Source organism: Alicyclobacillus sp. SO9, assembly GCF_016406125.1.
In the GTDB taxonomy this organism is placed as follows: Bacteria; Bacillota; Bacilli; order Alicyclobacillales; family Alicyclobacillaceae; genus SO9.
This window is the reverse complement of the sequence record NZ_CP066339.1, coordinates 1,126,968-1,152,658: the sequence shown is the minus strand read 5'-3', so window position 1 is coordinate 1,152,658 and position 25,691 is coordinate 1,126,968. Positions and strand designations below refer to the sequence as shown.

At 47.3% G+C, this 25,691-nt stretch carries 22 protein-coding genes; 8 read left to right on the top strand and 14 right to left on the bottom strand.

Translation table 11 applies throughout. The features are described from left to right. Nucleotides 1–60: 60 nt before the first annotated feature. Nucleotides 61–1,503, bottom strand: a complete 1,443-nt coding sequence (locus GI364_RS05140) for a helix-turn-helix transcriptional regulator (RefSeq protein WP_198852621.1) — start codon at nt 1,501–1,503, stop codon at nt 61–63. Nucleotides 1,504–1,533: 30 nt separating this feature from the next. Between GI364_RS05140 and GI364_RS25085 the strand changes: the two genes are divergently transcribed. Together GI364_RS25085 and GI364_RS05135 are read left to right on the top strand one after the other, a co-directional pair. After that, nucleotides 1,534–1,665 (top strand): hypothetical protein, encoded by a 132-nt coding sequence (locus tag GI364_RS25085; protein WP_255524596.1) that lies wholly within the window; start codon nt 1,534–1,536, stop codon nt 1,663–1,665. 376 nt (nt 1,666–2,041) lie between these two features. After that, complete coding sequence (locus GI364_RS05135; protein ID WP_198852620.1) at nt 2,042–2,671, top strand: hypothetical protein; 630 nt, start codon at nt 2,042–2,044, stop codon at nt 2,669–2,671. A gap of 76 nt (nt 2,672–2,747) precedes the next feature. Here the strand turns inward: GI364_RS05135 and GI364_RS05130 are convergent, their stop codons facing one another. The 4 genes from GI364_RS05130 to GI364_RS05115 form a co-directional block, all read right to left on the bottom strand. Beyond that, nucleotides 2,748–3,917: an MFS transporter gene (locus tag GI364_RS05130; protein WP_198852619.1), complete on the bottom strand. Its 1,170-nt coding sequence runs from the start codon at nt 3,915–3,917 to the stop codon at nt 2,748–2,750. A 281-nt stretch (nt 3,918–4,198) separates the two neighbouring features. After that, on the bottom strand, nt 4,199–5,155 hold the full coding sequence (locus GI364_RS05125) for a peptidase MA family metallohydrolase (RefSeq protein WP_198852618.1): 957 nt from the start codon (nt 5,153–5,155) through the stop codon (nt 4,199–4,201). 162 nt (nt 5,156–5,317) lie between these two features. Then, on the bottom strand, nt 5,318–5,968 hold the full coding sequence (locus GI364_RS05120; protein WP_198852617.1) for a response regulator: 651 nt from the start codon (nt 5,966–5,968) through the stop codon (nt 5,318–5,320). Nucleotides 5,969–6,138: 170 nt separating this feature from the next. Beyond that, a complete protein-coding gene (locus GI364_RS05115; RefSeq protein WP_198852616.1) occupies nt 6,139–8,373 on the bottom strand; it encodes a nitric-oxide reductase large subunit in 2,235 nt (744 codons plus the stop codon). Between the two features lie 347 nt (nt 8,374–8,720). Here GI364_RS05115 and GI364_RS05110 point away from each other — a divergent pair, with 347 nt between their 5' ends. After that, nucleotides 8,721–9,020: a hypothetical protein gene (locus GI364_RS05110; protein WP_198852615.1), complete on the top strand. Its 300-nt coding sequence runs from the start codon at nt 8,721–8,723 to the stop codon at nt 9,018–9,020. Between the two features lie 334 nt (nt 9,021–9,354). On the opposite strand, the gene GI364_RS05105 is transcribed toward GI364_RS05110, so the two are convergent. The 5 genes from GI364_RS05105 to GI364_RS05085 all read right to left on the bottom strand — a co-directional run bounded on the left by GI364_RS05105 (nt 9,355) and on the right by GI364_RS05085 (nt 15,094). Further along, the gene (locus GI364_RS05105; RefSeq protein ID WP_198852614.1) at nt 9,355–11,400 is read right to left on the bottom strand and encodes a PAS domain-containing protein; all 2,046 of its coding nucleotides are present in this window, start codon (nt 11,398–11,400) and stop codon (nt 9,355–9,357) included. A 258-nt stretch (nt 11,401–11,658) separates the two neighbouring features. Next, on the bottom strand, nt 11,659–12,501 hold the full coding sequence (locus GI364_RS05100; RefSeq protein ID WP_198852613.1) for a hypothetical protein: 843 nt from the start codon (nt 12,499–12,501) through the stop codon (nt 11,659–11,661). Between the two features lie 113 nt (nt 12,502–12,614). Then, nucleotides 12,615–13,778, bottom strand: a complete 1,164-nt coding sequence (locus tag GI364_RS05095; RefSeq protein WP_198852612.1) for a hypothetical protein — start codon at nt 13,776–13,778, stop codon at nt 12,615–12,617. Continuing rightward, a complete protein-coding gene (locus tag GI364_RS05090) occupies nt 13,756–14,667 on the bottom strand; it encodes an ABC transporter ATP-binding protein (protein WP_198852611.1) in 912 nt (303 codons plus the stop codon). The genes GI364_RS05095 and GI364_RS05090 overlap by 23 nt, the downstream gene beginning before the upstream one ends. A gap of 13 nt (nt 14,668–14,680) precedes the next feature. Then, entirely contained in the window at nt 14,681–15,094 is a 414-nt protein-coding gene (locus GI364_RS05085) for a GntR family transcriptional regulator (RefSeq protein WP_198852610.1), read from the bottom strand. A 283-nt stretch (nt 15,095–15,377) separates the two neighbouring features. On the opposite strand from GI364_RS05085, the gene GI364_RS05080 reads away from it, so the two are divergent. Together GI364_RS05080 and GI364_RS05075 are read left to right on the top strand one after the other, a co-directional pair. Further along, the gene (locus GI364_RS05080) at nt 15,378–17,021 is read left to right on the top strand and encodes a methyl-accepting chemotaxis protein (RefSeq protein ID WP_198852609.1); all 1,644 of its coding nucleotides are present in this window, start codon (nt 15,378–15,380) and stop codon (nt 17,019–17,021) included. A gap of 43 nt (nt 17,022–17,064) precedes the next feature. Continuing rightward, nucleotides 17,065–18,252, top strand: coding sequence for a trans-sulfuration enzyme family protein (locus tag GI364_RS05075; protein WP_198852608.1), 1,188 nt, complete (start codon nt 17,065–17,067; stop codon nt 18,250–18,252). A gap of 120 nt (nt 18,253–18,372) precedes the next feature. Here GI364_RS05075 and asnB read toward each other — a convergent pair whose 3' ends face one another. Together asnB and GI364_RS25080 are read right to left on the bottom strand one after the other, a co-directional pair. Further along, complete coding sequence (gene asnB, locus GI364_RS05070; RefSeq protein ID WP_198852607.1) at nt 18,373–19,917, bottom strand: asparagine synthase B; 1,545 nt, start codon at nt 19,915–19,917, stop codon at nt 18,373–18,375. A 243-nt stretch (nt 19,918–20,160) separates the two neighbouring features. After that, nucleotides 20,161–20,286, bottom strand: a complete 126-nt coding sequence (locus tag GI364_RS25080) for a hypothetical protein (protein ID WP_255524595.1) — start codon at nt 20,284–20,286, stop codon at nt 20,161–20,163. 200 nt (nt 20,287–20,486) lie between these two features. Here GI364_RS25080 and GI364_RS05065 point away from each other — a divergent pair, with 200 nt between their 5' ends. The 3 genes from GI364_RS05065 (at nt 20,487) to GI364_RS05055 (ending at nt 23,702) form a co-directional block, all read left to right on the top strand. Next, nucleotides 20,487–21,113, top strand: coding sequence for a sulfocyanin-like copper-binding protein (locus tag GI364_RS05065; protein ID WP_198852606.1), 627 nt, complete (start codon nt 20,487–20,489; stop codon nt 21,111–21,113). 118 nt (nt 21,114–21,231) lie between these two features. Further along, nucleotides 21,232–22,194: an LppP/LprE family lipoprotein gene (locus GI364_RS05060; protein WP_198852605.1), complete on the top strand. Its 963-nt coding sequence runs from the start codon at nt 21,232–21,234 to the stop codon at nt 22,192–22,194. A gap of 221 nt (nt 22,195–22,415) precedes the next feature. Beyond that, nucleotides 22,416–23,702: an IS110 family RNA-guided transposase gene (locus tag GI364_RS05055; RefSeq protein ID WP_198853857.1), complete on the top strand. Its 1,287-nt coding sequence runs from the start codon at nt 22,416–22,418 to the stop codon at nt 23,700–23,702. 463 nt (nt 23,703–24,165) lie between these two features. Here the strand turns inward: GI364_RS05055 and GI364_RS05050 are convergent, their stop codons facing one another. Beyond that, the gene (locus tag GI364_RS05050; RefSeq protein WP_198852604.1) at nt 24,166–24,966 is read right to left on the bottom strand and encodes a hypothetical protein; all 801 of its coding nucleotides are present in this window, start codon (nt 24,964–24,966) and stop codon (nt 24,166–24,168) included. Then, nucleotides 24,956–25,489, bottom strand: a complete 534-nt coding sequence (locus GI364_RS05045) for an RNA polymerase sigma factor (RefSeq protein ID WP_198852603.1) — start codon at nt 25,487–25,489, stop codon at nt 24,956–24,958. Before GI364_RS05045 ends, GI364_RS05050 begins: the two co-directional genes overlap by 11 nt. Nucleotides 25,490–25,691 lie beyond the last annotated feature (202 nt).

Sequence of the window (25,691 nt, the reverse complement as noted above, 5' to 3'; positions counted from 1 at the left end):
ATTACCACATAAAATTTGGGAAGCCTGCAAGGTTCGCTATTAATAATAAAAAGAGCAGTTCTAGACTTCTCCCGTCTCCTTTCTTTGATTTTCTTCGTTTCTTGACCCTGATTCCGACTTGGCGTTGCCAAGGTCGTTGGCTGCCGCTGACTCCGCCCCTCCGGGCTCCGACTCTATTCCATTTGCGTCATCGCTAGTTTTATCGTCTGTTTTGAGCTCAAGTTTTGGCAGCAAACCTGCTACAGGTTCAAGATAAATTGTTCGAAACAATGCAGTACGATACATAGTAATCGCTTTGTACGCTTCAATGGGGAAAGAATCACCCGAAAGTTCGAGCAAAGCTTCTGCTGCAATCGCTCCCTGCATCGGTAACTGCTTCTCTTCAGCAATCGTGAGAATTTGCTCCGCAGCATCACGACGCTTTCTCGCATCTCGATAGATTCCAAGCACTGTTATGAGAGACCAGGTGATAGACCAGTCATCATTGACATTAAATGCGTGTCCGATGGCTTCAGACACTGACAGCTCGGCTTGAGAATATAGCCCTTTCCTGAACTGTATTCGAGCCAGAATACGATAATATACGGACAATGACGTGTCGCCAATGCCCTCAAAGTCCGGTGCAAGGTCCCGAAGCCGTTCCAGATACTTCTCAGCCTCATCGTACCTGGCCTGGGACTCCAACACGTCCACGGCAGACATGCTGACACGAAACTTGTCTTCCAGATTACCGTTGAATTTTTCCAACATGACAAAGGCATCATCTAGACTAGACATGGCTTCGTCCAATCTTCCGACCTTATGGTAAATGGCACCCCTGAGTCCGAGGGCTTTGGCGTACAGCCAAAACAGCTTGCTCTCCTGCTGACAAATGACCACGGCCTCAGCGCAATAGGTCGACGCAAGGTCATACTTGTCCATAAAGAAGTAGGTATATCCCAGATTGTACAAAACGGTTGCCCGAAGCTTTGAATCCAAGAGATTCCCTGCATGATTGGCTCTCAGCAAGTATTGCTCCGCTTCCATATAGTCAAAAGAATACAAGAGAAATTTCCCTTTTAAATTGCATGCCTTGTAGTAATGAATGGAGTCGAGCTTATTATTAATAGCCAAATCGACTAATTTTTCTGCATGTTCGCGATTTCCAAGATTAAAATAATACTCAGACAGTTGTACTGCGAGGTTTGTATGAAATGCAGTCCAACTGGCAGTATACTGCAGTAATGCCTCAAGAATTTCATCAGGGGGGATGTCGATGTAGTCATTTTTTTGCTCTGTCAATTCGGCATAAGTCAGGAGAACAGAATCATCTAGCTTTTCACCCAGCAGCCGCAGCAATTCAGGTTGAGGGGAGTGCTTCCCAGTCTCTAGCAGACTTAATGTCGGTTGACTGACGATTCCCCGAGCCAAGTAAGCTTGAGACATGCCGTGCTGTTTTCTCAGGGTCATGATGCGGTGACCGGCCATGAAGGCAAGTAGTTCGTCGCGTTGCTGAATGTCCACTAAAACCACCTCGATTGGAGATGTATAGTTATGAAGAAAACTTTAACCCTCTTGGCAATTGGTGTTGGTGCTCTGGCTTTGGCTGCATTGGCAGTATCGCCAGCAGAAAGTATTCCGCCAACTCCTGCCATTGTCAGTGCCGTCATGCACGTGCTCGGCTAAACTTCAATCATGCGAAACTGAGTGTCTGTTAGAGTTGAGACGCGTGCGGCATCCGTCGCACGCGTTCTTCACTTGCGATGGTCTTCATTCTATTTTACTCCAAGCCATATTCTTCATTTGCAACTCTACTTTCGTTGAAGAAATAGCAAACTCCTCTTTCTTCGATCAGTCCTCCAAAAAGATATTGTCATCGTGTCATCACTATTCTTCACTTTGATACTTGCTGAATCCAGCTAATAAGATGTAATAAGGTGATTAATGAATATATGATAAAATCCTGTAACAAAGATAGCCCGAAAGAGCCACCCTCTGTATTTGCATGGAGAGTTATGGTATTTGCGAACGCAATCATATCCATGACAGGGGGAACTTTCAAATGAAATCCAAGTTATTTGCTATTGCCGTTATCAGTCCAATTTTTGTCCTCGCAGGCTGCGGCACATCGAACAACTCTGCTAGTTCCAGTACAGCGCCGACCAACACATCAAATAGGAGTACGTCCCAACAAACATCTGCCAGCACCATTAAGACACACTTTAAAATTCAAGTAATTGTTGACAAGAAAAATGGAAAGCCAAAAATGGTTCCTGCATTCGTTCCAGCGAATCTGACTCTTCCTGAAAACAAAGATGTTACCATTACTGTCCAGAATTTTGATGACGGTGGAGCCGCCATCCCTTCAGGCGGAAACAAAGTCCAAGGAACTGTTAGCGGTACCATGACAGTAGACGGAAAAGCCGTATCATCGGTTCCCGTCAAAAAGGTGGCGCATACCATCACTATCGCGCAAACAAGTAGTTTTAAGGGCCTAAACATACCAATAGAAGCGCGTACTAGCAGTGAAAGGAGCAACAGCATTGTATTTACTTTTCATACTCCTTCAAAACCCACGCAATTAAAGTGGCAATGTGACGCTGCTTGCGGGTCCGGTTCCAGCGGAATGGGCGGCGTCATGGACCTCTCCAAGAACCCAGGTTATATGAACGGAACTTGGACTGTTAAATAAGCGTGATTTTGGAGAACACGAGAGCCCTGTACCGAATTGGCACAGGGCTCTACAGACTGCGATTCAAAACTAGTTTTTAAGCGTTTCGTCCGACCACAGAGCGCGGTATTAAAAGGCCCAGCAGCGCGGAGATGAGACCCGCACCTGCTAAAATCCAGAAAACGGTCAAAACATTCTGGTCTGTTACCCACAGCCCAATCACAAGCACTAACACAGCTCCAATGCCATTGGAGAAGCCAAGTGCGATTCCGGAGCCCATAGAGCGATTCTCTGGAAATATGTCCTGACCAATAAGAACTGTTGTGGATGCACTAAGAAACAGGAAAATACCAACAATCGCTGCTATAACCCAAATCCATGCTCCGGAAACGTGGGCGAGGACAGGTATCAAAACGGCAGAGAGAAAAGCAGATATGACCAAAACTGGACGTCGTCCGAACCTGTCAGCCAAGTGTCCTCCTCCAAGGTTGCCAATCACGCCAATTACAAGCATTGTCGTAATAATAGAGGCGCCTCCAACCAAGGTTCCGCCATACACTTTCCAAAGTATCGGGACAAAGGTGACCAAACCAAAGGTCATGAGTGCACGAAGTCCCGTATACCCGATGAGCAAAGACATAGGAGCAAGATGCTCGTTGATGTGAATCGGGTTTCCGTGAGTGCGTTTAGCCGGCAGCTTCGGTGCAAAACGCATCAAGAACGGTATTGTGATTAATGCAGGTACTGCAAAGATCCAGAGTGATGAGATGCCATGGTGAACAACGACAAAACTTGCAACGGTGGGCCATATGCCTCTTCCCAGTTCGCCACCGACCAGAAATACTGAAGTGGTCAACCCTTGCCTCGTTTGAGCCATACTTCTGACAACTGCCAAAGCTTGAGGGTGAAACAGTGAACTCCCAACTCCAATTAACAATAAGAGACCGATAAAAACCCAAGCGTAATGCGCGACGCCTAACAGAGCTCCGCCGAGAGAACTGCTGAGCAAGCCAATAATGATAAGACTTCTGCCGCCGACTCTGTCGGCAATCCACCCCATCAGAGGTTGTAGTGCCTGCCCAATCATAAGGGCTGCCATGAGTACTCCGGCCATTTTGACCGGTTCATGGAGGGAAATGAGAACTGCCGGGAGAATACCCGGCAGATAATTTGCCGCTCCGTCGTTTAAGAAATGTGACCAACTGAGGCCGAACAACCTTCCGTTCATCCTTCTATCTATTTCTTGAACATTGTCTGCTGTCGTCATTCCAACAACCCTCCACATAACTTCAATAGATAAAATATAAGTCACACGAAACACTATCGTATGCATTCTAAAGTATAACAGGCTCGTCAAGTAGGAATGATTCCTGTTTACGAAAGATACCATGCCTTGAGCTGAAAAGCAACTGGCATCTAATTGTGACAGTCAGTGAATAAGTCGGTGAGTCAGTGAGTAAGCCAGTAAGCTGGTTGCGGAACAGACCCAGGAACCCTTTGCGGCTTCTGTGTAAGAGGGCAACGATGAGACACAAGGAGACAATTGTACTAATGTAGTATTGCAGAAGGAGGATAAGACCACTGAAACTCAGCATTTCCAACTGGCCTCAGTCCAGTAAAGGTGTTTTGAAATTGTTGCGCAGATTTTCCGTATATCATTTGAAAACACTCGCTAAAAGACCGGTGCTTTAACTCCCGCAACAGTAAGCCAAGCCGGTTTATGCCGTATCTTCGAATCAAATATGACACACCCAAAGAGTCTTGAAATTCAACGTTGTATGGCAGATTGTCCTGCGCAACCGCAACACTCTCTGACGCAATAGACTGTAATTCTCCCGTACTTTGTGCTTTATGTAACTCTTGAAACAGGCGTACACGCGTCTGCTGTGAAGCTTCCTCATCAATACGCTCCTGTGCTTGTGTGCCGTTGTACCAGGCTAGTCCTTCGTTCATCCACTCCGGCATTTTTGGGGTCAAACTGTGCGAATTCAGTGTGACATGAGTCAGTTCATGCATCAGTGTGTCAGCTATAAATGCATTGTTGGAGTATTTGTACAGAGGAATGTACACAGTGGATGCTACCGTAAAACCGCCTGTTTCACTGAGCACCCATGCTACCTGGGACGCAGGAAACGCGCTCTTTGCCACTCTTTTATACTGTTTTTGGGTTGAATACAGATACACCTTGGTCTTCGAACTGGGGAGTTGCCCTAGGGTGGTTTGCAAAATGGACGCATTGGTCTTGATTAAGCGAGCGACATTCTTGACTTGCGCCTTAGGAACATCCCGGTCCCCGGCTATCACTTGTACAATACTGAACTGTGCGGGGTGTTGAAAGTCATTGGAAACAGAGGTGTTTGGTGTTTCTCGAAACAAAGAAACAGTCAGTTTGAAACGGCCAAGCGACTCGGAGTCCCCAACAACCCCGTATGCAAAGGGAAGCAGCAGCAAAACAAACAAAACAAGGATTACAACAAGCCACGGGCTGCGGCTTTGCCTCGACACATACCGTCACCTCGTTTGAATGTCATGAGAAGTATTCAAGTTCCCTACATAACAGTACGCTGCAGTGGCACAAAATTCCTTGACTCGAAAGGGCTATTTTTTAGGCAAATTGCTGTTTTTATTTTATCCCGTTCTTATCTCCTCCTTGGTCATCCTCCTCCTTTACCTCTCCCTATGTTTTCCTTGCGCGTATATGGCCAGTTGTACCCGGTTTTGAATATGTAATTTAGCCATAATGTTTTTCAAATGATTTTTTACTGTGTTCTCAGAAATAAACAGGTTCGATGCAATCTCCTTGTTTGATGCCCCAGTACTGACCCACTTCAAGATTTCCTGTTCTCGATGGGTCAATTTTTCAACCCCCTCAGTCCCAAACTGTCCTACACCCTCGTATTTAAACTCCGCCAGCAGTCGTTTTGCAATCTCTCGGGATACAGGCGTGTCCCCATCCATAATTCCATGCAAGTAATGAATCCAATCAGACGGCTGCATGCTCTTGACCAAATACCCCTGAGCACCGTTTCGAATCCCGTCAAACAAATCGGTTGCGTCATCCGATACGCTGAGAATGACGACTCGCACGTATGGAAATTCTTTTTTAATAAGACGCGTTGCTTCAAATCCATTGCAGTCCGGCATATTAATATCCATCAGCACTAAATCCGGCATGTGCTCACGCGTCTTCTCTATGGCCTGATTCCCAGTGGCGGCTTCCGCTACGACTTGGAATTGTTTGTCCGCATTTAAAAGCAGCCGGACAGCCTTACGAGATTTTTCGCTGTCATCTGCAATCACCACATGATAGGTTTCCATTTAGGGCACCACCCTAGCTTGTTAAATAAGTACTTTTATCATACTGCAGATAAGCAGACAACTGTTAGTTCAGAACGGTTAGCTTAAAAAAAAAGAACTGCTTCAATCGCCGTTGACGATTGAAGCAATCCCTGATGAACCTGGTCTAGACATTTTCCTTCTTCGGTTTGCTAGGCATTCCGTTGCCTATAGTTTTTCATGCCAATGCGCACCTTGCGGTAGATGTCCCAAGACATTAGCAGTGCACCGGCAGCAAAGAAGACGTCTCCCGGCATCCGCAGCCACTGCCAAACCAGTGTCTTGTTGTAGAATGCGACACTTCTGGCATAAACATAACTGTGCATAAACACTGCATTGAGCTGTTCAAAACCAATGGGCCAGAAGTTGAGCAGGCACCACAACAGCATTCCTATATTGTAGAACCAGAATGCCCATATTGCTGGCTTGTTGCTCCATCCGTTGTCTCCCACAAGATACCGCAATCCGAAGTACATGAGTCCAATCCCCAGGAGTCCAAAAGCACCGAACATCGACGTATGTGCGTGCGCCAGGGTCAAGAAGGTACCGTGTTCGTAGTAGTTGATTAAGGGGGCATTAATCAACCCGCCCATGACTCCGGCGCCGAAAAAGTTCCAGAAGCCAGAGCCCATCAAGTACGTCAATGCAACCTTATGTGCAAATCCCTTCTCGTTTTTCATGTGCTTTCTGTACTCAATTGCTTCGACAATCATGAGCAGCAAAGGAAGAACTTCAACAAAGGCAAACATACTCCCAATGCTCAGCCAAATCCAGGGTTCACCAATCCAGTACATGTGGTGTCCTGTACCGACAATACCGCCGAGGAAGACAAGAATTAATTCAAACCAGGTAGATCTTTCTGCAGTCTTTCTCGAAATGAAGCCGAGCACTACCAGGATATAAGCTGTAGCGACAATAGCAAAAAACTCAAACGTTCCTTCAACCCAGAGGTGTACAACCCACCAGCGCCAAAAATCTGTCAGCGTGAACGACTTCATAATCCAAGTGATGGGGAACATACCAAAGGCGTACATCGCAGCAATTGAGAACCCCGAGTAAAACAACAAATGCTCCAGTGTACCGAAGCCTTTCTTTCCACGCAGTGCCGGCCACAATGCCCGTGCAATGATAAATACCCAAAGGAAGAGGCCAATGAACAGGGCAAGTTGGTCGAACCGTCCCAACTGCAGATAAGTGAGTCCCTGGTTTCCGAACCAGAACCAACTGTTGCCAGGCAGCCAGCCTTTGATTCCCGCGTACAGACCTGCCAGCGTTCCAATTCCTACCGCCCAGATGGCGACAAACAGAATATCTACCAACAAACCCTGATGTTTCGGTTCCTTGCCGCTGATAAATGGCATTAGAAAGATTCCCGCACCAATCCAGGAGATAGCAATCCAAAATATCGCCGTTTGAATATGAATCGCCTTAAGCACATTAAAGGGCAGCAGACTAATGATGTTGAGTCCGAAAAATCCACCCCGTTCTGAATAATAGTGTGCCATGAGCACGCCAGCCAGAATCTGTATTAAAAACAACAGGGCAACACTGATAAAGTACTTGCCTGTTTTTCGTTGACTTGGAGTGAGTTTGGGAAAACCTTTAATAATAACTTCGCCAACGTCTTCTACAGGTGCTGAGATATGTGCAAAGTAGAAGTAAATAACGCCGCCAATACCTGCCAGCAGAAACCCAATGGAAACCCAAGTCCAAATGAATGTTGCTGATGTGGGAGTATTCCCTACCAAGGGATCGTAGGGCCAATTGTTGGTGTACGAGTAATTAACCCCAGGGCGATGAGCGACGGAAGTCCATGATGTGTACCAAAAAAAGTCTGCTGTATCTAGAGCTTTCGTCGCAGTTAGTGACCGCTCTTGGACATATCCCGTCCGTTTATTCGTATGCATGAGCTGATGCTGGGTCTTAACTACAACATCTTTTAGTGCCGCTGAAGCCGTATTGGACAGCGTCAGTACATTATTCTTCACTTTGGGATGTTGAAGCTGTGTTTGAACCTCGGCATTCACCGTCACCTTCTGCGCCTTTGAAAGCTTGTCGTAGGTAGTTTGATACTGCTGTTTGGCATACATTTGGTTCATCTGTAAAGCCCATTCGTGCAGCAGAGAGGCTGTGAAATCTTCTCCGAAATATGCACCGTTTCCGTAAACGCTGCCGTAGTCCATCAGGTCAGCTTCCTGAAAAGCAGCTTTTCCCCTTACAATGTTTGAGCTTGTCAGCAGCACTTCCCCGCTTTGCGATACAACTCTCTTCGGAATTGGAGGCGCTCCCTGATAAGTTTTCACAGTCCCCCAGATAAAGATGGAAGCACATCCAACTAGCACGAGAAGAAAAATTCTCTTGAGTATTTTCGTTATTGGATCTTTCATGAGTATTGACCCTCCTCTGCCCAGTTCAGTAAGTCTTCAACACCGCGGCTGCAGAGTCGGGCCTGTTCCCCTCCTCTCGGTTGTTTTGACTTCATCAATATAGTCTGAGCGGGAAGAGTCACACCTTGATTGACGTCAACTCAAATATGTCTGTTTCGTGACGGGCAGTGTCAAAGACTGATACAAGCAGACCTCCAAGTCTGGAGCACGTATCTCACTTTCTCTACAGTCCAGCGTCGCTGCGCCCTTTTTAGATGCCTCTTTTGGGGAAACGTGAGCAAACAGCCCGGGCAACCTGTCCCGAGAGGCCATAGTGTAGAGGTATAGGGGGAAAAGGAGGGGTAGACGTGGCTCATCCGCTTTATCATCATGCAGTGAGACTAACGGGCAGACCCGTATACGTTCACCACCTGGATGGCAGAGTGTCTCAGGGTATCCTGCACTCTGTCACTTATGACGGTGTTTATCTCCTAAATTGTCGACCTGCATATTTGGCAAGTTTCGAGGAACACGACACCCAATTGGATGTCTCTGACGCGTCCAACCGTGCCGAACCTGAGTTAATCTACGCGCCAGGCGCATTCTTCGCCTTTGGGGCGTTGGCAGGTTTTACTGCAGGGGCGTTGGCAGGGAGATACTGGTGGTAACAATTGCAACTGCCCTGACGGACATCAGGGCAGTTGCTCATACGTGCTGACCTACATAGAAAAACTTCAGTGATGTAAACCGTTAAGTCACAAAATTTTCACAAACTCAGATGACATCTTTCGACAAATTTTGTCCTCCGTACGGAATATCATAATCTCTGTCCTAGTGAAAGGAGTTAAGAGATGAACGGCATACCCAATGACAATCGCCTGTGGTGCATTTCCTGCAGCAGAATAGCCAAAATCGGAGTAAAAACCTCCGTCATGAAAACGGCCTATAAACTAACCGCCTTCGGCCCCATTCCTTACGGCCTTTGTGATAAGTGCAACTCACCTACACTACCCCAGCGGCAATAGCCGAAGATTCAAGGTTTTGCATACACCCGCTCTCAGGCAAATACAGTCGGACCTTTGTCCCTTGCCCCAGGGTACTGCTAATATGAATGGTGCCCCCATGGTTCTCCACAATCCGATATGTAACCATCAAGCCCAGTCCCGTGCCACGTTCCTTCGTCGTATAAAATGGCTGCCCAATCTTCTGCAGGGTTTCCTCGGAAATTCCGGCTCCGTCATCAACGATGTCAACACTGACTCCAGCACCGTTGTGCGAGAAGTCAATATAAAGAGTGCCTCCGTCTTCCATGGCTTCTACGGCATTTTTAATAATATTAATAAAGACCTGCTTCATGTGCGCTTTGACGCACGCCACCCGTGGAAGACTCTCTGCCCGATTGATATGAACAGAGATACTGTGCATATGTGTCTGACTTCCCATAAGGGTTAACACCTCATGAAGGACCTGTGTTAAGTCTTCATAACTCTGAGCCTGTGCTTGCGGCTTTGCCAACAACAAAAATTCATTGGTAATTTCGTTGATACGACTCACCTCACTCTGCAGCAGGTCCAAATACTTGATTTCACAGTTTGATTTCATGAGTTCCAAGAATCCAGAAACCGAAGTAAGCGGGTTCCTAATTTCATGAGCGATACCGGCTGCCAAAGATGCAACAAGTTGCATCTTCTCGGCGTTGAGAAAGACCTCTTCTGCTTGTTTCTGCTGAGTCAAGTCTTTCGAAATAAAGGATACGCCTGTGACGGTGCCATCACTGGAGTAAATCGGCGATCCCGTAGCACTCACGGTCACTTGAGACTTGTCCTTTCTTTGCACAACTAGCTCTTTCGTAAAACTCTCTTCACGGGTTAAGACACTTCGAAACATTTCTGTCATGGTAGCGGGAATCTGGCCTTTTACCTCCGCAAACTGCCACCCATACAGCTGCTCCCATGCGGGATTGACCAGAATCACCCTGCCTTGAACATCCAGAAAACTGATGGCGTCGGCCGTATTTTGGACCAAAGACTCAAGTCTGCTGTGCATTTCGTCCAATTCACGCTTCAGTCTCTTGTCCACAGTCACATCTCTCCCAATGCTAGCGATGGCAACGACATCACCTTTGGCATTGGTAATTGGAGATATTGTCAAATCAATTTCCACGAAATTGCCTGTTTTTGTGACACGCAGTGCATCTCTCGAGACTACCATCTTATTGTTGAGGACGTTTGCTACTGTCGTCTTCATGTCGTCCATCCAAGACTGTGGCACCAAGTCGTAGACGCTTCCGCCGACAATTTCAAGCTCGTCGTATTGGAAAGTTTGGACAAACCCGCGATTCACACTCAAAATGGTACCTTTTGCGTCGTAAATCGCAATGATATCGGTTGTGTTGTCAATAAGAGAAGTCAGCATATTCTTCGTTTCTCGCAGTTCCTCTTCGGCTCGGTTCTTCTCAGTCACGTCCTGCACAATGCTGTACGAGCCTGCCAATCTCCCGTTTCGATACATGGGGAAATAGGTAATATTCAAATCGACGCTCGAACGCTTATCTTTCCGCACAAATCGAGCCTGGTAACGGCTGGATTCCCCCGCTTGAGCGCGGCGCAAATGCTCTAACATCTCCAATCGGTTGCTTTCATCAGAGAAGTCGAGCCTTGGCTTGTTCTTCAATTCGTCCAAGCTATATCCCGTCATCTCCAAAAAGCTAGGGTTGGCATTGCAGAACTCTCCTCGCTCATTCAGCAAATACACTCCGTCAGTGTTATGATCAAACAGTGACCGATAATCCTGCTGGCTCTGTTCAAGCTCCATGTCAGCGCGTTTCAAGTTCCTGTACTCCTGTGAGATCCACAGCAGAACGACGGGAATTGCAAAAGCTACAGCGACACTCAACTTCACGATATGCAGCTTTAATGTACCAACAGGTATGTTCCAATGAGCCAGTACCGTTTCATCGCCGAGTTCATTCATGAGTTCAAGAACAGCGACCAAGACAAGCGTGCGAATTGACAGAATGATACGCTGACGCAGCAACGAACGCTTCAAATCCCATCCCCCTAGTTCACCATCAAGGTACGACATGTGATTAGTAATTCGATTTCAAGTATAACTTGTGAGAAATATAATTTTGTGACTTTTCCCTGAAAATTGTAAATCCCTCACTTATTTTTAGAGTGAGGGATTTACAATTTATTCTATTTAACTTGAAAAGTGAAGTGAGCGGAGACTGAACCTAAAGGCGTCGCGCTCGGCCACAAACATGCAAACATTTAGCTGCGGCTTGTGACCTGACCTCAAGCTGTGCTATGCCTGCGAATTGGCCTGCAAACCAGCCTTCACGTTGCCCTGTGAATTGGTCTGTGCCCCAGGCTGCGGTGGACTTACTGGGGCTTGCCGCGGACCTTTGCAACCCTTTTGCTCGACAAACTGTTTGACGTGAGAATTAAAATTGGAAAGCATCGTTGTTTCCCGAGATGACGTCAGTTTCCCGTTTTTAACCGCTTGATCTAAGTTGGACTTAAAGTCAGCCTTTAGCTTCGCAATCAGCGTTGCTTCACTCATTCCCTTACTCTGCGCTATCTGTGCAATGGATTCTCCTGATTGCAAATCGGACCGCAATGTGGTTGCACTGATGCCAAGAACAGTCGTAACATCAGCCATCCTTCCTCCAAAGCCCATTCTGCGTCCGTGCCACGCGCCTCCAGGACCAGCGAAACCGCCCGTACGCTCGACAAACTGTTTCGCGTGAGAATTAAAATTGGAGAGCATCGTTGTTTCTCGGGACGAAGTCAGCTTCCCATTTTTGACCGCTTGGTCCAGGTTTGTTTTCAAGTCAGCTTTTAACTTCGCAATCAGCGTTGCTTCACTGATTCCTTTACTTTTCGCAACCTCAGCAATGGATTTTCCTGACTGTAAATCCGTCTGAAGGGTCGTCTGCGTGACACCCAGAATCTTTGCAACCTCTAGCATTCGTCCAGAGCTAGGCCCACCGTGCCGATGCCATCCCTGCCCGGTCTGGGAAGGTGCTGATGATTTTACATTGTTTGTTCCCGATTGGCTGGATTGTGTTGCTGCAAAAACCGTAGTAGCTGAGCCAATGAGGCCAACTGCGACGGCAGAAGTAAGAATCGTATTTCTCCACTTCATCTGCAGTATTCCTCCTTGTGTAATGAGATGTTTTCCTCATTCCCTAAACCCAGCCTACCCAAGAAATATTGTGCTCTAGTGACGGAGATATGGAGATTTTATGTAGACAGCCTTCAGGCTGAGGGTGTCTGCCTCTCCCGTCGGAAAAAGTATCGAAATACCGTCCCTGCCATTCCAATCACAATCCACATAAGAAGCCAGTGAATTAACAAGACATAGGGCTTCGACGCAGTTTGGTTGTGATGAATGGTCAATGCGTTTGCAGCAACCGAACTGACGAATCCGTACAACAGCCAAAGCACGAACGGCAGTAATTTTGGAAACTGCAACAAATTTGAAACGTGCTCGAGCTTAGCACGAAGGTAGCCGTAAACCCCCAGCGCACCCCAGGCGACAGTCCATAGAATCAGCCAGGTGACTGCCCACCAACTCATCGATAAGTGCAGCCCTGGGGGAATGGCGAGGGGGACAAATGAGTTTTGCGGCCCACTGGTTTGAGTCATCCCAGCCAGGGAGTAGTGTAATGGAGAGAGTCCGCGCAGGAACATGGAAATGTGCCCTGCCATGGAAGTTCCCTGAACAAACGGAGCTGTTTGCGTAAGAGCAGGAGCTATACCTGGAGCAGTCTGCGGCAGGACAGCACTTCCAAGAGCCCAAGGAGTTGCAGACACCAACAGTGCCGTCAGTCCAGCGAGCAATCCCGTCGTAATAACCGACGCTGCCGCAAGTCCCACTGCCATCAGTGACACTTCCAAAAGAGCATTTTCAAATAGCCATAGTATGACTGATGACAGCGGTATGACCTGCTTGGCAAGGATATCGGCTATGACCAGAACAATAAAATTCACCATAAGACTTCCCAGGACCGCGCAGAGCGCAATCCCAATTTTGACACGTAACATATCAATCCGTCGGATTGGAAACGAAAACGTGTACCACATCGACCCTCTGCTTCGTTCCACACTCACCAACGAAATCATGAGACCCATTGCCACGACGGCAGCTATTGTATCTAAAGTCGGGGGACCTTTAATAAGATAGTCCGATGGATAATATGGATAGGACGAAGTCAACGTAAACTGAAAGTGATAGATCACAGGAAAAATCACCTGCCAAATCATCCCTTGCTTAACCCCTTGTAAAGGGGGCCGAAGCAAAGCACTTAGGAAGTCCAAAACCGGACTGTGCAGTAATAGAATGACCCCTGCAAACACCCACCACTTGTGTTCCTTCCATTCCTTGTATAAAAGCGGCTTAGGCAAGAAGGATTGAGTCACGTGAATATCCCTCCTTGGCCAGCAGATACGTGAACACCTCTTCCAAATCAAGCGGTACCAGTTCCACATGCGTACTCTCTGCCGACAGCATGGCCCTCACCGTACCGTCCGGGTCCTGTGCGACAACAGTCCAAACGCTGCCTCTTTGCTGAGTATGAAGAACCCTGTTGTGATGCCTCACTGCTTGTGGTAGTCCGTTTTGCAGAACCACTTGGTAGGAGCGAATACGCGTCTTCAAGTCATCTACGACTCCGTCAGCAATGATTCGCCCGTGGTACATCACAGCAACGGCATCTGCCATACGTTCCAAATCATTTACAGCGTGGGTAGCCATCACAATTGTCGTTCCATCACGAGCTGCCTCATCCAAAATAAGTTGCAGAAATTGACGTTTCACCACCGCGTCCAAACCGTTTGTGGGTTCATCCAGTAATAATAAGTCTGGATGTGCAGATAGGCTGACCGTCAATTTCAGTTGCATTCTCATTCCAGAAGAAAGACTCTTGATTCGCCTCTTTCGCGGTAATTCCAGCACGTCGATTAATGTATCACAACGTTTCTGATCCCACCTTTGATAGAGCCCGCTTGCATACCTTATCAAGTCCTCAACGTGAAACGAAGAGTAGATTTGTCCATCAGAGGCAACTAAATGAACACGTTGCCTGAACTCTGCTGCGTCCCTTGGAAGCGGTTTGCCAAACAGCCTGATTTCCCCTGTGTCCGGCCACATCAATCCGACAATCAATCTAAGTAGTGTACTTTTTCCGGCGCCATTAGCTCCGACAATTCCGTAGATAGAAGCCCCTGGTATGGATAAATTGACACGATTGACAACCGCTCTCCCCTGCAGCACCTTTGTCAAATCTGTTGTCTCCAGGACTTTGTCCATGTACTCACACCCTTTACTCTTCGTCCCGACGAGTTACATTCACACTGTCTTGGTTCCACTGGGTAATAACTTCTTTCAACATGAAAACCAGTTGGTCATCAGTGACTTGGAGATGATGAGCTTCAATTAACATCCTCTCCATCTGGTTTCGAATGTCTCTGATGCGCTCCGCACGGTCAGGGGCGATGTTTGTTTCTGCCACAAATGTTCCTCGTCCGCGCAGCACCTCAATGACTTTGCTCCGTTCCAGTTCCCGATAGGCTTTGGCAACTGTGTTGTGGTTGAGCATGAGGTCTACCGCAAGTTCTCGAATGGAGGGTATTTTGTCCCCAGGTTTCAAAACATCTTTGGCAACAGCCGCTTTGACTCCATCTACAATTTGCTGATAAATGGGAACAGGCGACCTGGCATCAATTTGCAGCCACATTTCACACCTCCAACTCCTCCGATAAACTTTGTCTATGATGAGAGCGATAAGACCGCAGGTCAGCACCTCTTGTACTATTACAAGTAGTACACTATAAACAATATGCTATTGTTTTACTCTTTGTCAAGAACCAACCTTCTGTTGGAGACGTCCTGCTCAGGTGTCTTCGTTCTAGGATTCAGTGTTTCTGTGACAGGATAGTATGGTACATTTATCAGAGTAGTAATAATTATCTTATTTCTAATAGAACTTACATTTACAACTTACATTGGGGGGGATAGTTGTGAGTGACCGACGGCTTCCTGCACGGCTTGTACGGGCACAGTCCCGAATTGTTGAAAAAGCAGCCGCAGAAATTGGCGAAATTATTGGCACGTTTGATGGTTTGACCGCTGATGCAAGGGCACAGATTAGAGGTGTGATGGACAAACACCTTGGTGAACTGGAGTATTTTGTACTCGTGCGCAGGGACAGCTATGGTGAGATACATACCAATCACCTGAGAGAAGGCAGGTACTTCAGTGATGCCGTTGGCGTCCAATGCGCTAAAGCAGAGCAAACGACCGCTTTCTATTATCCTCGTGATACTGGAGAACAGCTTATTGATGTATCTACACCAATCATTGTAGGCAAAACAAGCGAACGAGCGCAAACCAAGGCTGAAGTCTACGTCTTGCGATCCGGTCAGATTTTGCCATCTGCCTCCAGGAAAACAAAGTTTTTATTACCTTTGATCCTTCTTTCTTTCTTAGCCGCACTCTCTCCATTTTTGCCTTCAAGAGTGCTGCAATTATCCGCTCTATGGATTTTTCTAGCACTTTCTGTTGTGCTAATAATCTTGTACGAAAACTCATTTCAGCAATCATACAAAAAGTGGGTTCAATTCATGCGGAACATCGGCAAGGGGTCGTTAAACGGTCAACTGTCAGCGCGGACACGTGACGAATTGGGACAAATCAACTTTGAACTGAACAAGATGGCTCTTGGCGTGAAAAACATTATTCATCAGGTCTCCACAAGTGCATCACAAGTTGCCGCGGCATCCGAGGAATTATCGGCCAGCGTACAAGAGACGACCGCCACCACACAAGGTATCGTAAACAGCATCCAGGTGCTTGCAGCCGGCGCGGAAAGCCAAGCTCAAAGTACCCGAGGGAGCTTAGCGGGATCGGAAGATATATCCGGCAAAACCAAATACGCTTCGGAGGAATCCGAAAGTATTGCCAAGGCGTCTCAGGAAACACAAAAGCTAGCATATAAGGGCAGAGACACACTTCGGGACGCGACAACGCACATGAATGAAATGAATACGACGCTAACCAATCTTTCATCTGTCGTGGGCAGCCTCAGCCAGCAAACGGAAAAGATTCAAGCTCTGGTTTCAACTGTCGGAGGCATTTCCAAACAGACAAATCTTCTGGCACTCAACGCATCCATTGAAGCCGTCAATGCTGGAGAAAGCGGGCGGGGATTTGCTGTGGTAGCAGAAGAAGTACGGAAACTCGCTGAGCAGTCTCGGTACGCAACTGATGATATTCAGACGTCTGTCGAGAAGATACAGACGGAAATGGACAGCACGGTACAATTAATGAATGAAGCTACCCGCGACATGACGCAAGAGATTGAATTAGTATCAAACTCCAACCATTCATTCGAGCAGATAGTTGAAGCCGTGTCAGATATCAGCCAGCAGATTGCACAGATTTCCGGCGTCTTTTCAGAGGTAGCACAGGACAGTGACAGCATCCGACAGTCCTTGGGGGAAATCAACTCCATTGCTGTAGCAGCCTCCAAGTCTTCACAGCAAATGTCGGCAGGTACGGAAGAGCAGTTGGCCGCTATGGAACAAATTTCGGCTTCATCTACAGAGTTAGCCACTATGGCAGAAGAGCTTCGCACCATTGTCAATCGTTTTAGCCTGGAGTAATTGTCTCTGGTAAACACCATTGATTGAATCTGGAGGGAATTCCATGCAAAAGAAGGCATTGGACACACATGTTGTCCATACGAACCAAAGAAAGAATCGACTGCAAGAGACACCCACAGTAAGTCCCGTACAATTCAGCAATACGTACACACTGGAAAGTCCCTCTGAAATGGATGAAATTCTGGGCGGCGAGCGGACAGGATTTACCTACGGGCGACATGGAAATCCAACAGTATCAGAACTAGAAGTCGTCCTTGCAGGAATGGAACAGGGAGAATCGGCAAAGGTATACGCGTCTGGAATGGCCGCACTGCAGGGAGCGTTGCTCGCGTGCGACCTGTCCAGCGGACACGTGGTGCTCGCCAGCCGAGACTTGTACGGAGCTACCGTGACGCTAATGAAAGACATCTTTGGCAGCTTTGGCATTGAAATTGTCAGTGTGAACATGTCGGACACGAACGAGGCAGTCCGATGGCTGAAAAATTCCAGGGTGAAGGCGGTTGTTCTGGAGAGCATATCCAACCCTCTGCTTCGCGTTGTCGATATGCCAGCGCTGCTTAAAGCCGCAAACCAACACGGCGTCAAGAGTATTGTCGACAATACGTTTGCGACCCCTTATTTGTGCAACCCGCTCAACTTGGGAGCGACGATGGTCGTCCACAGTCTGACAAAGTACCTCAACGGACATGGCGACAGCATGAGTGGAGCTGTTGTCACCTCTGAAATTAACAAGGCAAAACTGACCTCTCAACAGAAACTGACCGGCAGTGTTCTGGGACCGATGGAGGCGTGGTTGACCCTGCGAGGACTCAAGACATTTGTAGTGCGATTCGAAAGGCAGTTGCAATCGGCCAAGATTCTCGCTGTGCGCTTGAGCCAGCATGCGCGAATAAAGCGTGTTTATCATCCAGGGCTCACAACCCACCCCGATTATGAGCAGGCACTGAAACTGTTCCCAAAGGGACAAGGTGCCGTACTGTCTTTTGAAATCGACGGAGGAAAGGACAGCGTTTTTCTCCTCATGCAGAACCTGCAGGTGGTTGTCCCTGCAACGACCGTCGGTGATGTTTACTCCCTTTTGTTGTACCCGGTAATGGCTTCGCACCGCAGCTTAACAGACGAAGAACGTCGTTCTTCCGGTATTACTGAGGGGCTTGTGAGGCTATCCGTCGGCATTGAGCATGTCGATGACATTTGGAATGATTTGAATCAGGCGCTAAATCGCGTTTGACTAGACAGCGACAGCAGTCACAGTAATACTGCCTCAGTCCGCACCCGTTCGGTGCAGCCTGAGGCAGTTTCACAAGAAAGCGGTCGTCATCACAGCAGCCGACATGCCTCCATGATGAACTTATTCCACTGCAAAGGCAGCCGGTGAACGTCCCAAGACACTTTCGATTTCTACTTCCGAGAACGTCTCTCTAAACACGCGGTAGTAAGCCATCTCCTCCTGTGTTGTCAGTGGAGGATCTAACTCGTTTCGATTTTTACGGAAATCCTCCTCGCTCACAGTCGATGCCAACGCATCTCTCAATACCGAGTCCATTCCGCTGCCTTCGTTGAATTGAGACTTTTTTCTCCATAAGATGGCGTCTGGCAAATATCCCTCAAAAGCCTTCCGCAACACCCATTTTTCAACCTGGTTTTCACCATGGAGTTTCCATTCTACCGGCATACGCAGTGCTAATTGAATTACGTCGACATCAAGGAATGGAACTCTGGCTTCAAGGCTGTGGGCCATCGTCATCCTGTCACACCGTTGCAAATTCAAGTGATGCAGTTCCTTGACAGTACGAATCAGCTCCCGATGGAGTTCTTCCTCGTCACTGATGCCTTTGTGATACTTGTATCCGGCAAACAGTTCATCCGCTCCCTCGCCGGTTAACACCACTTTGACATGCCGCGCCGTCAACTCGGCAATCATATAGTTCGCTACGGCGCTCTCAACTAAGCTCGGATCAAATGACTCCATCATCCGCACCACTTCGGGTACAATCGCTACCGCAGCTTCCGGAGTATAGACCCACTCATAGTGATCCGTTCCAAGAAACTCAGCCACTTCCCTAGCCGCAACCAAATCTGGACTCCCTTTCAGTCCAACGGAAAAGGACTTGATTTGGCGTCCTTCTTCGGCTGCAATCCTGCTGGCAATCGCTGAAATCAAGCTGCTGTCAAGACCGCCGGACAAGAAAACACCAACAGGAACATCCGCCATCATTCTCCGCCTGACAGCTGCTATTAGTGTCTCGCGCAACTTTTGCAGTTCCATCGCTGAAGGGTTAGGCTCAGCACGAAAGCGAGAGGCTTTTGTACTCGTAGCTGAAACCTCTGGAACAGGCAACTCGGTAAATGACTGCAACCCTTGTTCTTTTGTAAAATAATGCCCCGGTGGAAATGCCTCAATATACGGATGCCACCGTTTATCGAACGCCTTCATTTCGGAGGAAAAGAGAATTGTTTCTCCTGTTCTGACCCAATACAAAGGTTTGATACCCAGAGCATCGCGGGCAGCTATCAAAGAACCGTCCGGTCCCGCTGCAACAAAGGCAAACATCCCGCGCAGCTGTGTTATGCCCTCAACGCCGTATTCTTCAAGCAAATGAAGAATGGCCTCATTATCCGAAGATGTCGCATAGTTGTGAGTAGACAACTTGCTGCGAAGCTCAAGATGATTGTATATTTCACCGTTTCCAACCAGCCACAATGACTCATCTTCATTGTGCAATGGTTGTTGACCCATTTCTAAATCCACTATAGACAAACGACGGTGACCCAACCAATATGGACCCACATGGCGCCGGCCAGAATTGTCAGGACCTCGATGAGCCAGTCGCTCCAGCATCCGCTCACATTCTTCTGCCGGGACATCTGTCGATGCCGCTACAATGCCACACATAAAAATAAATCCTCCCAGAATTCTCAATGACCAGCAAAGTCGTTGCTTTCAACTTCTTAGAAATTAAACACTGTCACCAGTTCCATTGAGTGATAGATCTAGCAAAACGAGTGATAGATCTTAAACCAACTAAAATGTTGACACACACCCTCGGAATCAGCAAACCACGAATTGAGTATGTAAAGTCATAAATAGGCCTAACTGCATGAGAGTCTCTCTCTCATGCAGTTATCAGGCTGATACTCAATAACCTGTAGTTGTGCAGCATGTTGTTGCTCCATATGGAATCAGCAACATAAACAGCACAAAGATGATGAGGAATACAATCGCCCAACGGGTATACCCGCCAAGTACGCCGCCATCGTACATACCTGCTCCCTCCCTCTGCTCGGTATGATGCACAATATGTATGTGTACAACCCGAGAGAAGCGGTATCTGCCCTCGCCATTCGCACAGATTCAGTATTTACAATTGCCGAGGTGAACCACAGGGGAATTTGGTATAATCGTTTGATACACAGAGGAAAAAGCATCTAGACTCGAAAGTAGATTTAAATGGAGGTGAGCTCTTGCCGACTCGAACACAGCAAACACCAAACACAGAGTCACGAAACACCAAGACATGTGATGATATCAAGCTACGGTTTGCGAAGCACAAAGCTATGGGTTTCATAACTACGACTGCCTTAGTATTCACAGTCACTGGATGCGGTACTATATCACATTCACCAGCGTCCGGGGGATCCCAGTCTGGGACATCTTCGACGAAAGCGACACAAACAAAAGAGCTGACCGCAAAGTGGATGAAAATTCATTCGACTGACAAAACCGTCGATTTGACTCTTATAGGAGCTATGCATAACAAGTTTAACTTTAACGGTTACGAAAATGGATTTATGACGATTCATGTCCCAACAGGATGGCATGTAAAAGTCACTTTTACCAACAAAGGAAATTTGCCAAACAGCGCCATCATTGTGCCTTACAGCCAAGTGAAAAATCACCAGAAACTTCAAGCTGCCTTCAAGGGATCGGAAACACCCCACTCCAAAACAGGTGCGCAACCGGGAGTGACTCAGCACTTTGAGTTCACCGCGTCAAAGGCTGGTACCTACGCCGTTGTTTCTGCCACATCCGGCATGTGGGACTACTTTGATGTCGCCAAGTTGAGTCAGCCTTTTATCACTGTGAAATAACCGCAGACGTGTAGTGATTGAACATTTGATTCCGGTTATCTCCATGCAATAGTTGAAAGTGAAACACCTCATCGTGCTGTCTCGTCTATATACTGTCATACACACGAGGAGGTTCATCATGAACAAGTATCTTGCTTTCATACCCATGACAGCCTTGGTGTTGTTAACAACTGCGGGATGTGCCACCAACCCTAGTGGAAATGGGACTAGTAATCACTCACCCGTAAACACAATATCCAATGCATCTGACGTAAACGTTGCAACCAATACGGACAATGCCACAAACAGCGTATCCGCTTCCCAAAGCGGCACGACAACTTCACAATCCAGCTTTATGAGTGAAATTGCACTAATGAAAAAGAAGGGTTACTCCGTGAAGGCGAACAAAGCCACTCCGAATGCGTCAGTAAAAACTGCGTCTGGCAGCACTTTGACGGCATGGATTGCAATTGCTGCCAAGTCACAGGACGGCTACAACCAACTTGTTTTCTTTTTTTTGAACGGCAAGTATTTAGGGACCGATACCGCTAAGCCAAGTATCTCAATCACAAGTGCAAAAGCTGTTGGGCATGGCATTGCAGTTACCTATCCTGTGTATAACAAAAATGATTCCTTTGCCAATCCAACCGGAACGCCTGTGACAATTACGTACACTTGGAAGAACTCAAAACTGGTTCCTAATAAACCTTATCCAAAGCAGTTCCAAGCAAACACCCACCTGTCTAGCACACTGGCATCGAGAATGAAAAATGTGGCTGGTATATCCAATCCCGCTGCATTCGTCCAAGGGTTCAATCAACTGCGGTCCGATGTTGCTCAAGGGGACAAGACAAAGGTGGCTTCATTCGTCTCTTATCCTATTAGGGTAACTATCGACGGAAAATTACAAACTATCACCAATGCGCAAGGTTTCATCCAAAACTACAATCTCATTATGACCCATAAGGTGAAATCTGCCCTCCTAGCTCAACAGGTTAACAAGTTGTCGGCTAATGACCAAGGTGTCATGGTTGGAAACGGAGAAGTGTGGCTTGAGCAGCACTCCAGCAGTAAATGCACGATTTTTGCAATAAACAACTAACAGCCAGCGGCCTTTTCTTTTTCTGTCATCCGACAATGCGTTGCTTTAGATATTGTGATTGTTAACGAATGTGATCGTCCCACGTCTGTTTAGGAAAGGAGCCATTCCTGTAATGAATTAATTTCGGGTTTGTAACAAAAAGAGCGCCTCCTGTATGCTGGGTTCCGAATGCAGACACATTCATTCCCTAATTGAGGAGGACGCTCAACGTGAAGTATAAGATCCAACAGAAGCAAAATCAACGAATTCAACAAATTACCGACGCTACCATCATTGTGGGAGCCGACATTGCGAAGCAAACCCATGTGGCGAGAGCCATTGACTTCCGTGGAATTGAGCTCGGTAAAGAGTGTGTTTTTAACAATGACGATGAGGGCCTGACGAAACTCGTAACGTGGATGAAGGAGTTGCAACGGCTGCACGGCAAGACGGATGTCGTCTTTGGTGTTGAGCCGACCGGACACTACTGGTTTCCGTTAGGTGCCTTCATGCAAGGCTTGAGCGTTCGATTCGTGCTAGTGAATCCGCACCACGTCAACAAGAGCAAAGAGTTGGAAGATAACTCGCCAACGAAGAACGACTACAAGGATGCCAAGGTTATTGCGAATCTCGTCAAGGACGGCAAGTACACCGAGCCTAAACTCCCAACAGGTATCTATGCGGATTTACGAATCCTCATGAACCTGAGAGAGAAGGTCGTGGTGAATCTGGGGCAAGTGCAAATGCGGATTCAGAACTGGCTCGACCGGTTCTTTCCGGAATACACCCAGGTGTTTAAGGACTGGGAAGGTAAGACGTCACTCATCACACTGCGTAAGTCTCCGTTTCCACAGGACCTCGTCTCACTCGGCGCCAGCGAGATTGTGGGTCAGTGGAAAAGGGGCGGTGTGAAGCGGGCTGTCGGTATGAAGCGAGCAACACGGCTTGTGAGTACCGCTAAAAAGTCTATTGGTCTGAAAGAGGGGCTTACGGCAGCTCGGTTGGAACTAATGGCTTTGCTAGAACAGTATGAGATGTTCACTCGGCAGCGTGATGAAATCATGGCTCAGGTGGAGCAACTGCTGAACCAGATTCCAGGCACTGAAGAGATGCTGAGCGTACCAGGGATGGGTGTCACCACACTTGCCGGATTCCTGGCTGAAGTGGGCGACCTACGGGGATACGACCATGGACAGCAGATTATCCGGCTCGCTGGACTGAATCTGAAAGAGAACAGTTCTGGCAAGAGGAAAGGGAAAACAGGAATCTCGAAGCGGGGTCGCTCCCGGCTCAGGGCACTACTCTTTCGAGCCATATTGCCGATGGTTGCCAAGAACGCCGAGTTCAAGGCGTTGCACGATTATTACACGACCCGAACGTGCAATCCCTTGAAGAAGAAACAGTCACTGATTGCGCTGTGTGGAAAACTCATTCGTGTTCTACACACATTGGGGACAAAGCAAGTTCAGTACAACGCTGAGGATTTACTGGGGCCACTTCGGAGGTCCCAACTACAGGTGGCAGCTTAACCGATTTGATTCAAACTCGTCAGTTCGATTTACTCGCTTGTACACGATGAATCGCCAAGACAAACAGAAGCACGGATAAGCCGTAGTATCTACACCATAAGGGCAACGACCCAGTAAAGGAGCAAGAAACGGCATCCACCCCTTGAGAGGTAGTACGAAGGAATGTGAGGGCATAGACCCAGTGTGACATGGGAGGGTAAACCGCAAGGGAACGTGTGGACATCCAAATGTGCGAACATAATTATGTTCCATGTATTGGTAAAACAGCACCAATCTCTGTTCCTGCTACGGACTACCCGTTTGAAAATTGGCACATCTAGCATTCTGGTAATCTCTCTCAAATTGTCAAGGTACGTAATCGTGAGAATAAGAGAGTAAATAGGAGAAAACATTAATTTATAGTGGGAGGTTTAATCTAAAAATCCAACCACAATTGAAATCACGGGTACGTTTTCCAATGAAGTTATGATTCCAAGTTTCGTGACCAGACAATTTTTCCGGTTTTGTCGTATGCAGTAATGGAATCGAGATGCAAAAATGTATCTCCTGCTAGTTTATCCACCCATATTGGTAAAGCCCCCACTTTCTTCAAAGAGAACACGGTTGCCTTTTGATTGTTTTCAAGCCGTACGTCAACAGTCACCTTTGCAATGGTGAGTTTCTTTGGTACACCTACTCCAATGAAATCAAATCCGTTTGTAATATGCGTCCAGCCTGCTGGCAATGACTTGGATTTAGGGTCGTATTTGACGCTAAGTCCTTGAAAGTTCCAATTGCCGTTGTTCTTTGAGACAAACAGTATTCTGTAATGGGTGTTTCCACTCGGTGTCGTAGTCTGGGTGGCCACAAACTCGCCGCTAGGTATTGTTGCGATATTATGAGTGACCTTCTCGACAGTTCCAGGCATGTTTTTATTTAGAAAGGGTTGAATCCGTTTATTAATGTACTGCTGCACGGCTATTTCAGCAGGGGTGGCAGTGCTGTACTGTGGTGCGGAACGCTTCATCACACCTATTGTGACGACAGCAGCGACACAAACTGCCGCAAGAACAGCCATTGTGCCTTGGACCCATCCAAATGTTCTGCGGTAACGCGAGTCTGGCTTTCGAACGTAAACTTGCTGTAAGCCCTTCGGTAGCTCCTCTGAATTTTCCATGATCCGTTGTTCAATTTTATTCCATACTTCTTGCTGCTTAGTATAGGTCATCTTCCGTTGGTTTTTTGCAGTTGTAATCAAGTCCCGCATTTTCTGTTCAGATGTCACGATGGCTCATCCCCTCGTCATTCAAACCTAGATATTTACGCAGTTTGATGATTGCCCTATGGCTCGTCGAACGAACCCTTGCTTCAGACCAGCCCAATACTTGACTTGTTTCGCGGATGGAAAGGTTATGAATGTATCGTAAGATAATGGCTTGGCGGTGGGTCTGCTTCATATGTGCTAAGGCAGATTCGAGATCGACCGTTTCATGGATAGTCATTGATTCATCGACGATTGCATCTGGCACAGAATCCTGAAAGACACTCTTTTCGATGCTTTGTTTCCTATACATATCATAGAGATAATTCCGCGTAATACTCATTAACCATGTCCTCGGATTTGAATCATGGCGAAATGAGTGCCAAGACCGGAATGCACGAAAGAATACTTCTTGCACTACATCTTCTGCTTTTGAATTACTGCCAAGGCTGTACCATGCGTAACGATAAATGTCTTGCGAATAAAGCTCGTAGAGTCTGCCAATAGCATCACTTGCAGAGGCGTCTTCGTTAATTTCCGATTCCAATGAATCTTGCCCCCTTCCATCCAATTAGACGTACGAGTTCGAATTTTATCGCGTTTGCACTTTGAACGAATTCCCACTATCCTAATTTGACATCCATAACGACATCTACGAATCATGAATATCGCGTAGCTTTGCATCGTTCTTCGACGAAGCTTCAAGTAAATAGTTCGGCCATCAATCAACCCCCAAATACGGGACTTGC

What these genes read in the sequence shown, in the direction of transcription:
- GI364_RS25085 (WP_255524596.1), top strand. Translation starts at nt 1,534, where the DNA reads ATGAAGAAAACTTTAACCCTCTTGGCAATTGGTGTTGGTGCTCTGGCT.
- GI364_RS05135 (WP_198852620.1), top strand. Translation starts at nt 2,042, where the DNA reads ATGAAATCCAAGTTATTTGCTATTGCCGTTATCAGTCCAATTTTTGTC.
- GI364_RS05130 (WP_198852619.1), bottom strand. Translation starts at nt 3,917, where the DNA reads ATGACGACAGCAGACAATGTTCAAGAAATAGATAGAAGGATGAACGGA.
- GI364_RS05120 (WP_198852617.1), bottom strand. Translation starts at nt 5,968, where the DNA reads ATGGAAACCTATCATGTGGTGATTGCAGATGACAGCGAAAAATCTCGT.
- GI364_RS05115 (WP_198852616.1), bottom strand. Translation starts at nt 8,373, where the DNA reads ATGAAAGATCCAATAACGAAAATACTCAAGAGAATTTTTCTTCTCGTG.
- GI364_RS05100 (WP_198852613.1), bottom strand. Translation starts at nt 12,501, where the DNA reads ATGAAGTGGAGAAATACGATTCTTACTTCTGCCGTCGCAGTTGGCCTC.
- GI364_RS05090 (WP_198852611.1), bottom strand. Translation starts at nt 14,667, where the DNA reads ATGGACAAAGTCCTGGAGACAACAGATTTGACAAAGGTGCTGCAGGGG.
- GI364_RS05085 (WP_198852610.1), bottom strand. Translation starts at nt 15,094, where the DNA reads ATGTGGCTGCAAATTGATGCCAGGTCGCCTGTTCCCATTTATCAGCAA.
- GI364_RS05075 (WP_198852608.1), top strand. Translation starts at nt 17,065, where the DNA reads ATGCAAAAGAAGGCATTGGACACACATGTTGTCCATACGAACCAAAGA.
- asnB (WP_198852607.1), bottom strand. Translation starts at nt 19,917, where the DNA reads ATGTGTGGCATTGTAGCGGCATCGACAGATGTCCCGGCAGAAGAATGT.
- GI364_RS25080 (WP_255524595.1), bottom strand. Translation starts at nt 20,286, where the DNA reads ATGTACGATGGCGGCGTACTTGGCGGGTATACCCGTTGGGCGATTGTA.
- GI364_RS05060 (WP_198852605.1), top strand. Translation starts at nt 21,232, where the DNA reads ATGAACAAGTATCTTGCTTTCATACCCATGACAGCCTTGGTGTTGTTA.